Here is a 12,307-nt window from a genome sequence, read left to right as displayed (position 1 = left end):
CAAGGCTGCGGCGGATTTTCCCGATCGCAGAAACATTCGCCAACGACGGGCCGAGCAAACCAAACGACCGTTTGACCCGGCCACCCAACCACCCCGAATCCATTGTCCCGCAGCCCGCCGGACAGGCGCACCCCGGCGCCCGTTGTTTGGTAACGCCGCTCTAGCACGCTATGCCACACTGCACGGCATCGACGCTCGCGCCGTGCAGTGGCGCGCGCCGCCGTCGATCACGACAAGACATGGAGACAGACGATGCGGAATGCGGTCCGGCGCGGCCATCGCTCGCCTTTGGCAATTTTCGACTGGATTTCCGGCCCGCCACGCGCGGCCCGCCCCCTGTCGCCCGCGACGTCCCGCGTGTTCGGCTGCGGCGTGCTGGCGCTCGCGCTGCTGTGCGCCGGTTGCGCGGAATCATCCGCGCAGCGTGATGGCAACGCGTCGGTCGCGTCGACGAAGATCGAACGCACCAAGGCCGAACGCCTCGCCCGCGAGCAGCAGGTCGCACGCACCGTGCCGTCGCTCGCATCGATCAGCCTCACGCAACCGCGTCCGTTCACGCTGCGGGACTCGGGCCAGAACGGCGCGATGACGTTCCTGCGCGACGTCGATTTCCGCATCGTCAACAATCTCGGCTTCTTCATCCATCAATTGTCGGCCACCTTGGTACCGACGCAAGCCGGCAAGCCGATCGTGTTCGACGATCCGACCAGTTTCCAGATCGACGTACATGAAGGCACGGTCACGCTCGACGACGCGAAGCTCACCGCCCTCTTCAACACGTACATTTTCGGCTACCGCAACGCGCCGCTGCGCAAGCTCGCCGTGTCGGCCGGCGACGGCGTGATCCACCTGCAAGGCGAGATGCAGCGCGACGGCTGGGTGCCGTTCTCGCTGACCGGCACCCTCGCGATCCGTGACGGCAGCCAGCTCGTGTTCCATCCGACGGGCGTGCGCGTATCGGGCATCAACGCGCAGCCGGTGATGCGCGCGGCCAACGTGAAGATGGCCGACCTGCTGAAAGTCCAGACGCCGATCGCGCAACTCGCCGGCGACGATCTCGTGATGTCGGTCGACAAGCTGATGCCGCCGCCGCGCCTGAAGCTCACGATCACCGCGCTGCGCGTGACGCCGGCCGGGCTCGACCTGAAGCTCGACGACGGCACGCATGCCGGCTTCGCGATGCCCGCGAACGCGCCGCAGCAAGCGATGTACATTCGCGGCGGCGACGTGAAGTTCATGCGCTCGATGCCGATGAACGCGGACATCCTGATCGGTCCGGTCGATGCCACGAAACGTGACCAGACTTTCGTGTTCGACCTTTATCACTATCGCGACCAGGTGTCGGCCGGCTACTTCAATTTCGACGAAAGCGGCGCGATGGCGATCCGGATGCCGTCGTATGCGGGCCCGGCCAGCGGCGCGTTGCTCGGCAACGCGACCGCGCGCCTGAACGACAGCTTCCTCGCCGCGCAACAGAGTGCGTTGCGCGACATACGCCAGCACTGGGAAGCCTACGCACTCGCGGCGAACCCCGCCCACCCCGGCATGCAGAAGGTCGCGATGCGGCGCACGTCGACCACGCCGTTCAACGAACGGCATGTGTCGAACCGCAACCCGACGATCCATCTGCGCAACGTCGACTTCAACCTGTCCGGGGATATCGGCTTTCACGTCGAGGACCTCGACGTCGAGCTCGTCTCGAAGCGGCCCGGCGAACCCGTCGACCTCGACGATCCGAACCAGTACGACATCCGCATTCTCGGCGGCACCGTCGTCGAGTCGTGGAAGGCAATGTCGGCGCTCTTCAACAACTATCTGCTCGACTACTCACCCCGCTCCCTCAATGACCTCCAACTGAGCGCGGACGGCACGAACCTGCGCGTCCAGGGCGGCATCAAGCTGTGGAACCACGTGCCGGGCGTCTGGCTGCCGACCGACATGAAAGGCACGCTGTCCGTGCTCGACGACCGGCATCTCGCATTCAAACCGTCCCAGGTGTCGGTGCTCGGCATCCCGCAGGCGAAGCTGCTGCGTTCGCTCGGCATCGAGCTCGCGTCGCTGACGCCGTTGCAGCGGCGCGGCGCGGAACTGCGTGGCGACACGCTCGTGCTCGACCAGTACACGGTGTTCCCGCCCCCCGTGCTGAACGGCAAGCTCGGACAGGCAACGGTCGAGCGCGACGGGCTGCGTCTCACGTTCAGGCGCATGGCGGGCGCGCCCGCGCCGCAACGGCCGCAGATCGATGCACCGAGCTACATGTGGATGGAAGGCGGCGACATGAAAATGTTCAACGTGCTCGAACTGAACGTGCGCGCGCTGATCCGGAATTCGGCCGAGGCCGGCCCGATGCGTTTCGACCTGTACGGCTACCGCAGCCAGGTCGCGCAGGGCTCGGTGCGGATGCTGCCGGACGGCACGCTGGTCGTCGACATGGGGCAGAAGAACCCGCTCGCGTCACGCTGAAACACACGCGGCACGCATGAAAAAAGCCCGGCGGCACGTTGTGAACTGACCCCGTAAAGTTGGACGGGTTATGACGGCTAGGGCTGAGAGGGCTGAGTTCTGTATTGCACGGGACTCAGCCCTTTTAGTTTCAGTTTGATGCGGTCGTGATTGTAGTAGTGGATGTAGCTTGCCAAGCCGGTTTGCAGTTCGTCCAGGTTGCGGAACCGATTCAGATGGAAGAACTCGGATTTCAGCGTGCCGAAGAAGCTCTCCATGGCGGCGTTGTCCAGGCAATTCCCTTTACGCGACATGCTTTGCGTGAGCGCTCGTTGCTGCAGTAGGCGGCGATACGCAGGCATCTGGTACTGCCAGCCCTGATCCGAATGCAAGAGAGGCCGCTCGTGTGACTTCAAGCGCGCCAATGCCTTGCGAAGCATTGCGCTGACCATCTCGAACGCCGGGCGCCTCGCGGTTTCATAAGCAATGATCTCGCCGTTGTACAGATCGAGCACTGGTGACAGGTACAGCTTCTGGCCGCCCACGTTGAATTCCGTGACATCCGTTACCCACTTCTCGTTCGGACGCTTTGCGTAGAACCGACGCTGTAAAACATGAGGTGCAACACGTCCGACGCTACCTTTGTAGGAGCGGTATTTCTTCGGGCGCACACAAGACTTCAGCCGCAACTCACCCATCAGACGCGCCACAGTCTTGTGGTTAATCACCTGTCCCAGATTACGTAGAGCGAGCGTGATGCGTCGATAGCCGTAGCGGCCCTTGTGCCGTTCGAACAGCGAGCAGATTCTTGCCCTTGTATCGGCATACTTGTCGGCTGCTCCGAGCAATTTCTGATGATAGTAGAACGTGCTGCGCGCCAAGCCGGCAACCTTCAACAAGCCCGCAAGCGGATATTGCTGCCTTAGCTCGAGCACGATTTGCGCTTTTTGCGTTGCGCTGATCGCTGCTGCGCTTGAGCCAAGGCTTCGAGCTTTTTTAAGTACGCGTTCTCCATGCGCAGGAAGTTCAACTCGTCGAGTAGTTCCTGTCGGGAGCGCGTATCGTCCTCGGGTAGCGGCGGTGGCGTGAGCGGTGGCTTGGGCATCTTCCTGGGGCGCCCCCGCTGGCGCGGCGACAGTGCGTCTATACCGCCTTCATCATACTGGCGTTTCCACTGGCCGATGGCCGTACGGTTCCTAATGTTGAAGCGTGCAGCCGTCTCACGCGCTGACAACCCTTCGCTACGCATTTGCTGCAGTACAAGCAACTTGAACTCTGCGCTGTAGCGCTCGCACTTCTTCTTCAAGCCCGCCGGACCATGTATGCGATGGGCCGCCACCCACTTGCGGATCGTCGCCTCATCGACGCCGTGGCGCTTGGACATCTCACGGAACCCAGCGTGGCCGGACTCGTACTCCTCTGCAATGCATACCTTGAACTGCTCCGTGTACTTGCTCATGAAAAACACCCCAAAGGTTGGATCGATGTCCAACTTTTGGGGTGCAGTTCAGTTGCCAACCGGGCTTTTCATTTCATTCTTCGCGCTTCGCACTCAGTCGTGCTTCAGTCCGTCGATCACGTCGAGCAGCGCCTGCCGCAATGCAATGACGTCGACGGTCGTGCCTGGCTTGCCTGGTGTGCGTGCATCGGCGGCCTGCGCCTCCGGCTCGACGGGTGCTGCCGCGGCCCGCTCGCCGGCCGGCGAATCGAGCCGGTTGCGCGCGCCGTTGATCGTGAATCCCTGCTCGTACAGCAACTCGCGAATCCGCCGGATCAGCAGCACTTCGTGGTGCTGGTAATACCGACGATTGCCGCGCCGCTTCACCGGCCGCAGTTGAGTGAATTCCTGTTCCCAATAACGCAGCACATGCGGCTTGACCCCGCACAGTTCGCTGACTTCACCGATCGTGAAGTAGCGCTTCGCGGGAATCGGAGGCAAGACGACTTTCTCAACCGTAGTGGTCATCGTCGGTTAACCGTCGGTAAGGGTGCGCGGCGGCCGCGCGGAGACGTCAGCGCGCGGGGCTTACTCCGCGCCGTTTTCGACCAGCGCCTTCAGCTTCTGGCTCGCGTGGAAGGTTACCACCCGGCGGGCCGCGATCGGAATCGCCTCGCCCGTCTTCGGATTGCGACCCGGGCGCTGCGGCTTGTCGCGCAACTGGAAATTGCCGAACCCCGACAGCTTGACGCTCTCGCCGTTTTCGAGCGCGTCACGGATCACCTCGAAAAACGCCTCGACCATGTCCTTCGCTTCACGCTTGTTCAGCCCGACGCTGTCGAACAGCAGCTCCGCCAGTTCCGCCTTCGTCAGCGTGGGCGTCTCGGTGGACGCCGGCGCCGAAGCGTCGCGGTTCATGGCGCTGCGTTGCGCCGTCAGGAGGGCTTCGAATTCACTCGAGGTCATGTCGTTCATATCTGCCATACAGCGCGTTAAATCAAAACTTACGATCGGAACAGGCCGCCCGCGAGCGGGCGGACCTCCTCCTTAGCCGCGCAGGCGCGCACCGGCACGAGCCATCCGCTCGACCAGCGTCTGGATCGCCTGATCGACGACCTCGTCCTGTAGCGTGCCAGCCGCGTCCTGCAGCGTCACGCGGAAGGCAAGGCTCTTCTCGTGCGCGGCAAGACCACCGGAAGTATTTGATTTTGCACGAAATTCGTCGAAGAGTACAACCTTCTGAACGAATCGGCAGGCCTCTTCGGCAAGCGCCTTCTTCATTTCGTCGAAAAGTGCCTGAACCTCGACCGCCTGATCGACGACAACGGCGATATCGCGACGAACCGGCGGGAATTTCGATACGTCGGTCGGCGCGGGCAACGCACGTGCAATCAGCGCGTCCGCGTCGACCTCGAACATCACCGGCGCGTGCGGCAGCTCGTACTTCTGCATCAGGCGCGGGTGCAGCTCGCCGATCCAGCCGACCGCACGGCCATCGACTTCGATGCGCGCGCTGCGGCCCGGATGGAGGGCCGGATGCTCTGCCTTCACGAAGCGTGCGGTTGCGGGCGCGAGCAGTACTTCGAGATCGCCCTTCACGTCGAAGAAATCGACCGCGCGGGTCGCCGTGCCCCATTGCTCGTCGAGCGCCGGACCGTAGGCAAGCGCACCGACGCGCTTCGGCTGCACGTAGCCCTCGACCGTCAGCTCGCCGGCCTTCGCCGCCGTATCGGTGAGGAACACGCGGCCAGCCTCGAACACGCGCACGCGATCCGCGCGGCGGTTCAGGTTGTGGCGCAGCACGGAAATCAGGCTGCCGAACAGCGTCGTGCGCATCACCGACAGCTGGCTCGCGATCGGGTTCAGCAGACGGATGGGTTGGTCGTTGCCCGCGAAATCCTGCTCCCACTCCGCATCGACGAAGCTGAAGTTGACGGTTTCCGCGTAGTCGCGCGCGGCCAGCGCGTGGCGGATGTCGTGGATCGAGCGACGCGTCTCGTTGGTCGCGCGCATTTCGCTCGTCGCGACCGGCGGACGCGCCGGGATCTTTTCGAAGCCGTAGATGCGCGCAACTTCCTCGATCAGGTCTTCCTCGATCTCGATGTCGAAGCGATGCGACGGCGGCGTGACGAGGAACGCGTCGTCTTCACGCTCGAACGGCAGCCCGAGGCGCGTGAAGATGCTGGCGATCTCGTCGGCGCCGATCTGCACGCCGATGATGCGGTTCGCGCGCGATACGCGCATCTTCACCGGCGCGCGCTGCGGCAGGTTCACGGACTGATCGTCGACCGGGCCGGCCTTGCCGCCGCAGATCTCGAGAATCAGTTGCGTGATGCGCTCGACGTGCTCGACGGTCGTCGCGTAGTCGACGCCGCGCTCGAAGCGATGCGCCGCATCGGTCGAGAAGTTGTACTTGCGCGCGCGGCCGCGGATGCTGTCCGGCCACCAGAATGCGGCTTCCAGGTAGATGTTGGTCGTATCGAGCGTGACGGCCGTGCTGTCACCGCCCATGATGCCGGCCAGGCTTTCGACCTGACGGTCGTCCGAAATCACGCCGACCGTTTCGTCGAGTTCGACCGTGTTGCCGTTGAGCAGCTTCAGCGATTCGCCGCGCTTGCCCCAGCGCACCTCGATGCCGCCGTGGATCTTGTCGAGATCGAACACGTGCGACGGACGGCCGAGCTCGAACATCACGTAGTTCGAGATGTCGACGAGCGCCGACACGCTGCGCTGGCCGGAACGCTCGAGGCGCTCGACCATCCACTGCGGGGTCTTCGCATGCGCGTTCACGCCGCGGATCACGCGACCCGAGAAGCGGCCGCACAGATCGGGCGCGGCAATGCGCACCGGCAGCGTCTCGTCGAGCTCGGCGCGCACCGGGCGGATGTCGACCGGCGTCAGCGGTGCGCCGGTGATCGCAGCCGTCTCGCGTGCGATGCCGAACACGGACAGGCAGTCGGCCTTGTTCGGCGTCAGCTTGATTTCGAAGATCGTGTCGTCGAGATTGAGCGTCTCGCGGATGTCCTGGCCGACCGGCGTGTCTTCCGGCAACACCAGCAGGCCGCTGTGATCCTCGGACAGCTTCAGCTCGCGCGCCGAGCACAGCATCCCCTGGCTCTCCACGCCGCGCAGCTTCGACAGCTTGATCGCGAACGGCTTGCCGCCCTCTTCTGCCGGCGGCAGTTCCGCACCGACCAGCGCGACCGGTACCTTGATGCCAGGAGCGACGTTCGGTGCGCCGCAGACGATATTCAGCGTCGCGCCGGTGCCGGCGTCGACCTGGCAGACATTGAGCTTGTCCGCATCCGGATGCTTGACGACTTCGAGCACGCGGCCGACGACGATCTTCGACGTCGGCGGCGCAGCCTTGCTCAGCGATTCGACTTCGAGCCCCGCCATCGTCAGCGCGTGCGACAGTTCGTCGGTCGTCAGCTGCGGGTCGACAAAGGTTCTCAACCAGGATTCAGGGAATTGCATGGATGTCTACGTTCGAAACAGGTTAGATCGACGCCCGGGCCCCTCGGAAACGTCCGTCGGGGCGTGCACGGGCACAGGTCGGCGCGGCGCGCGGCGTTACGCGAACTGGCGCAGGAAACGCAGGTCGTTCTCGAAGAACAGCCGGAGATCCTGGACGCCGTAGCGCAGCATCGTCAGGCGCTCGAGGCCGCTGCCGAACGCAAAGCCGATGTAGCGCTCGGGATCGAGGCCCATGTTGCGAATCACGGTCGGATGCACCTGCCCCGAACCGGAGATCTCGAGCCACTTGCCGGCGTTCTTGCCTTGCTCGAACATCATGTCGATCTCGGCCGACGGTTCCGTGAACGGGAAATACGACGGACGGAAGCGCACGAGAATGTCGTCGCGCTCGAAGAATTTTTTCAGGAAGTCGGTATAGACGCCCTTGAGGTCGGCGAAGCTGATGTTTTCGTCGATCCACAGCCCCTCGACCTGATTGAACATCGGCGAGTGGGTCGCATCGCTGTCGACGCGATACGTGCGGCCCGGCGCGATCACCTTGATCGGCGGACGGTTCATGCGCGCGTAACGCACCTGCATCGGGCTCGTGTGCGTGCGCAGCAGCAGCTGGCGGCCGTCGGCATCCTTGCCTTCGACGTAGAAGGTGTCCTGCATCGAACGCGCCGGATGGTTCTCCGGGCTGTTCAGCGACGTGAAGTTGTACCAGTCGGTCTCGATTTCGGGGCCGTCGGCCACATCGAAACCGATCGAGCCGAAAATCTGTTCGACACGCTCCCACGTGCGCATCACGGGGTGCAGGCTGCCTGCACCGGCGCCGCGGCCAGGCAACGTCACGTCGATCGCCTCGGCAGTGAGGCGCTGATTCAGCAGCGCGTCGGCCAGTGCCTGGCGACGGGCGGTCAGCGCGGCTTCAACCTGCTGCTTCGCGACGTTGATGCGTGCGCCTTCGGTCTTGCGTGCTTCGGGATCGAGCTTGCCGAGGCCCTTCAGCAACTCGGTCAGCGCACCCGACTTGCCGAGAAATCGTGCTTTCTCGTTTTCGAGCGTGGTGATGTCGGCAGCCTGTTCGAAGGACTGCTGCGCGTCGGCGACAATCTGGTCCAGATCCATAGATCCCATCATTTCCAACGTCATTCGGTCTTGGCGAGCGAAATCGCCCACCAAACAAAAAAGGGGCTCGGAAGAGCCCCGTTTTCGCTGCAGCGGCCGAGACTACCGGAACCTCGCTGCAACTAACCACGCAGTGCTAATTTCGCAATTAGGCTGCAACGGCGGCTTTCACCTGCTTGACGATCGCAGCAAAAGCAGCCTTGTCGAACACCGCCATGTCGGCCAGAACCTTACGGTCGAGTTCGATCGACGCCTTCTTCAGGCCGTTGATGAACACGCTGTAGGTCATGTCGTGCTGGCGAACTGCCGCGTTGATACGCGTGATCCACAGTGCGCGGAACACACGCTTCTTGTTGCGGCGATCGCGGTACGCGTACTGACCAGCGCGCATCACCGCCTGCTTGGCGATGCGGTAGACGTTATTGCGGCGGCCGCGATAACCCTTGGCCAGGTTGATGATCTTCTTGTGGCGGGCCCGTGCGGTTACCCCACGTTTGACTCGAGGCATGTTTCTCTCCTTAGAGTATCAGTTAGGGGTTACGCGAACGGCAGCATCGCGCGGACGGAGTTCAGATCGGAATCATGAACTGCCGTTGCGCCGCGCAGGTGACGCTTGTTCTTCGTGGTTTTCTTGGTCAGGATGTGACGCTTGAAGGCTTGACCGCGCTTGACGGTACCGCCCGGACGCACCACGAAGCGCTTTGCAGCACTCTTCTTGGTCTTCATCTTAGGCATGACGAACAACTCCAGTTTATTAGATGGCGATGGGTGTGCGGTTGGCTTGCGCCCTGGACCCGCCCTTCGAAACCCAGTCCACTTGTGTACGGCGAACCGCTTGCGCAGCCGCCGTCATTGTTGGCGCGCCGCCCTGACCGGGCAACGCGCCGAACCTCTGCGAACCTGCGCGCGACGCGCGCGGGCTCGTTACTTCTTTTTCTTCGGCGAGAGCACCATGATCATCTGGCGCCCTTCCATCTTCGGCATCTGCTCGACCTGGCCGACTTCCTCGAGATCCGTGCGCAGACGCTCAAGCATCCGCATACCGATTTCCTGGTGAGCCATTTCGCGGCCGCGGAAACGCAACGTGATCTTCGTCTTGTCGCCTTCTTCGAGGAAGCGCACGAGATTGCGGAGCTTGACGTTGTAGTCACCGTCATCGGTACCCGGGCGGAACTTGACTTCCTTGACCTGGATGACCTTCTGCTTCAGCTTCGCTTCGTGCTGCTTCTTCGACTCCTGGTACTTGAACTTGCCGTAATCCATCAGACGGCAAACCGGGGGAACCGCTTGCGGCGCGATTTCCACCAGGTCAACATCCAGTTCTTCCGATTTACGGAAAGCATCAGCGAGTTTTACGATACCGAGCGGTTCGTTCTCGATCCCGACCAGGCGCACTTCCGGCGCAGTGATTTCACCGTTGATGCGGTGCGACGACTTATCAGTAGCGATGTTACGTTTCCTCTAAAAATTAAAAAAACGAGCCGCGCTGCCAGGGCGGTTACTTGAACGAGCGCAGGTCTTCCTGCAGACGCTCAACGAAGGCTTCGACCGGCATCACGCCAAGATCGACGCCGCCACGGGCACGCACGGCTACCGTTTGCGCATCACGCTCCTTATCCCCCACGACGAGGAGATAAGGCACCTTTTCCAGCGTGTGCTCGCGTATTTTATAGCTAATCTTCTCATTGCGCAAATCGGCCGTCACTCTAACCCCTTGTTTTTGCAACGTTTGGGCCAGAGATTGCGCATATTCGGCCTGACTTTCGGCGATATTGAGCACAACTGCCTGGAACGGCGCGAGCCAGGCCGGCATCGCACCAGCGTGGTGCTCGATCAAAATGCCGAGGAAACGCTCCATCGAACCGACGATCGCACGGTGCAGCATCACCGGACGGCGACGGCTGCTGTCATCCGCGACATATTCGGCGCCGAGGCGCTCCGGCAGCACCATGTCGAGCTGCAGCGTGCCGCACTGCCACGAACGGCCGAGCGCATCCTTGATGTGGTACTCGATCTTCGGACCGTAGAACGCGCCTTCACCCGGCAGCTCTTCCCACGTGAGGCCGCACGCCGTCAGCGCGTCGCGCAGGCCCTGCTCGGCGCGATCCCAGGTCTCGTCCGTACCGGCGCGCTGCTCCGGGCGCAGCGACAGCTTGATGTCGATGTGGTCGAAACCGAAGTCCTTGTACACGCTCATCGCCAGCGTGTTGAACGCGATCGATTCCGAGATGAACTGGTCTTCCGTACAGAAGATGTGTGCATCGTCCTGCACGAAGCCGCGCACGCGCATCAGGCCGTGCAGCGCGCCCGACGCCTCGTTGCGGTGGCACGAACCGAATTCCGCGTAACGCAGCGGCAGGTCGCGGTACGAGCGCAGGCCGTGCTTGAACACCTGGACGTGGCCCGGGCAGTTCATCGGCTTGATCGCGTAGTCGCGCTTCTCCGACTCCGTCGTGAACATGTTCTCGCGGTAGTTCTGCCAGTGACCCGACGCTTCCCACAGCGAGCGGTCCATGATCATCGGCGTCTTGATCTCGAGGTAGCCGGCTTCGTTCACGCGGCGGCGCATGTACTGCTCGACCTGCTGCCACAGCGCCCAGCCCTTCGGATGCCAGAACACCATGCCCGGCGACTCTTCCTGCATGTGGAACAGGTCAAGCTGCTTGCCGAGCTTGCGGTGGTCGCGCTTTTCCGCTTCCTCGAGCATGTGCAGGTACTGGTCCTGGTCTTCCTTCTTCGTCCAGGCCGTGCCGTAGATGCGCTGCAGCTGCTCGTTCTTCGAATCGCCGCGCCAGTACGCGCCCGCGACCTTCATCAGCTTGAAGACCTTCAGCTTGCCGGTGGACGGCACGTGCGGGCCACGGCACAGATCGGTAAAGCCGCCGTGCGAATACAGCTTGATTTCGTCGCTTTGCGGAATCGACTCGATGATCTCGGCCTTGTACTTCTCGCCGATGCTGCGGAAGTAGCCCGCCGCTTCGTCACGCGACACGACACGACGCGTCACGGGCTCGTCCTTCTTCACGAGCTCCTGCATGCGCTTTTCGATCTTCTCCAGATCTTCGGGCGTAAACGGGCGGTTGTACGAGAAGTCGTAATAGAAACCGTTGTCGATCACCGGGCCGATCGTCACCTGCGCGTCCGGGTACAGTTCCTTCACCGCGTACGCGAGCAAGTGCGCCGTCGAGTGACGGATGATGTCGAGACCGTCGGCGTCCTTGTCGGTCACGATCGCGAGCGATGCGTCGCGGTCGATCACGGCCGACGTATCGACGAGCTCGCCATCGAGCTTGCCACCAAGCGCAGCTTTCGCAAGGCCGGGACCGATCGAGGCTGCAACCTCGGCAACTGTCACCGGATGCTCGTATTGTCGAACTGAGCCGTCAGGCAAGCGTATCGAAACCATAGCAATCTCCGTGATGCCGACAGTGGGCGGCAGACCAGGTACGCGATATAAAAATCACGCGGGAAAATGTCGCGACAAAAAAAATGCGGCCCCGCTTTCGAGGGGCCGCATTCGATACTTCACTCAAACTGAAAGGGCGAAAGGGTTCCTCGACTAGCGTCGCTCCGAAAAGGTTTCGGTCAACGTTCGCGGTGTCATAACCGTATTCGCCTTGTTCGCGTTGAGTTATTTGCTGCATCGAACACCCGGAGACCGGGCATTCTCAATTCGTTGGTAGGCTCGATTGGACTCGAACCAACGACCCCCACCATGTCAAGGTGGTGCTCTAACCAGCTGAGCTACGAGCCTAGTGAAGCTAAGATTATATGGAGCCGCTACCCGCTTGGCAAGTATTTTTATGCGGTCGCAGCAAAATAACGGTGTTCGAACCCCAC

General features: G+C 62.3%; 10 protein-coding genes and 1 tRNA gene. 1 reads left to right on the top strand and 10 read right to left on the bottom strand.

All coding sequences use genetic code 11. The features are described from left to right. Positions 1 to 252: 252 nt before the first annotated feature. Positions 253 to 2,463 (top strand): hypothetical protein, encoded by a 2,211-nt coding sequence (locus CFB45_RS08075; protein ID WP_089425897.1) that lies wholly within the window; start codon positions 253 to 255, stop codon positions 2,461 to 2,463. A gap of 77 nt (positions 2,464 to 2,540) precedes the next feature. Here the strand turns inward: CFB45_RS08075 and CFB45_RS08070 are convergent. The 10 genes from CFB45_RS08070 to CFB45_RS08020 all read right to left on the bottom strand — a co-directional run bounded on the left by CFB45_RS08070 (position 2,541) and on the right by CFB45_RS08020 (position 12,221). Next, a protein-coding gene (locus CFB45_RS08070; RefSeq protein ID WP_089425896.1) for an IS3-like element ISBam1 family transposase occupies positions 2,541 to 3,901 on the bottom strand; the annotation gives its coding sequence in 2 pieces (ribosomal slippage) (positions 2,541 to 3,442 and positions 3,442 to 3,901; 1,362 coding nt in all). Between the two features lie 93 nt (positions 3,902 to 3,994). Then, the gene (locus tag CFB45_RS08065; RefSeq protein WP_089425202.1) at positions 3,995 to 4,408 is read right to left on the bottom strand and encodes a MerR family transcriptional regulator; all 414 of its coding nucleotides are present in this window, start codon (positions 4,406 to 4,408) and stop codon (positions 3,995 to 3,997) included. A gap of 60 nt (positions 4,409 to 4,468) precedes the next feature. Beyond that, the gene (locus CFB45_RS08060) at positions 4,469 to 4,855 is read right to left on the bottom strand and encodes an integration host factor subunit alpha (protein ID WP_006486093.1); all 387 of its coding nucleotides are present in this window, start codon (positions 4,853 to 4,855) and stop codon (positions 4,469 to 4,471) included. Positions 4,856 to 4,927: 72 nt separating this feature from the next. After that, on the bottom strand, positions 4,928 to 7,357 hold the full coding sequence (pheT, locus tag CFB45_RS08055) for a phenylalanine--tRNA ligase subunit beta (protein ID WP_089425201.1): 2,430 nt from the start codon (positions 7,355 to 7,357) through the stop codon (positions 4,928 to 4,930). A 96-nt stretch (positions 7,358 to 7,453) separates the two neighbouring features. After that, on the bottom strand, positions 7,454 to 8,467 hold the full coding sequence (gene pheS / locus CFB45_RS08050; RefSeq protein WP_006486107.1) for a phenylalanine--tRNA ligase subunit alpha: 1,014 nt from the start codon (positions 8,465 to 8,467) through the stop codon (positions 7,454 to 7,456). 148 nt (positions 8,468 to 8,615) lie between these two features. Next, the gene (gene rplT / locus CFB45_RS08045; protein ID WP_004192938.1) at positions 8,616 to 8,975 is read right to left on the bottom strand and encodes a 50S ribosomal protein L20; all 360 of its coding nucleotides are present in this window, start codon (positions 8,973 to 8,975) and stop codon (positions 8,616 to 8,618) included. A gap of 29 nt (positions 8,976 to 9,004) precedes the next feature. Then, on the bottom strand, positions 9,005 to 9,202 hold the full coding sequence (gene rpmI, locus CFB45_RS08040) for a 50S ribosomal protein L35 (protein WP_004191477.1): 198 nt from the start codon (positions 9,200 to 9,202) through the stop codon (positions 9,005 to 9,007). A gap of 189 nt (positions 9,203 to 9,391) precedes the next feature. Further along, entirely contained in the window at positions 9,392 to 9,916 is a 525-nt protein-coding gene (infC, locus tag CFB45_RS08035; RefSeq protein ID WP_071734130.1) for a translation initiation factor IF-3, read from the bottom strand. A gap of 49 nt (positions 9,917 to 9,965) precedes the next feature. Further along, the gene (gene thrS / locus CFB45_RS08030; protein WP_089425200.1) at positions 9,966 to 11,873 is read right to left on the bottom strand and encodes a threonine--tRNA ligase; all 1,908 of its coding nucleotides are present in this window, start codon (positions 11,871 to 11,873) and stop codon (positions 9,966 to 9,968) included. Positions 11,874 to 12,144: 271 nt separating this feature from the next. Then, positions 12,145 to 12,221: transfer RNA gene (locus tag CFB45_RS08020), tRNA-Val, on the bottom strand. Between the last annotated feature and the right edge of the window lie 86 nt (positions 12,222 to 12,307).

Source organism: Burkholderia sp. HI2500 (genome assembly GCF_002223055.1).
Classification (GTDB): domain Bacteria; phylum Pseudomonadota; class Gammaproteobacteria; order Burkholderiales; family Burkholderiaceae; genus Burkholderia.
This window is presented reverse-complemented; position numbering and strand designations above follow the sequence as displayed.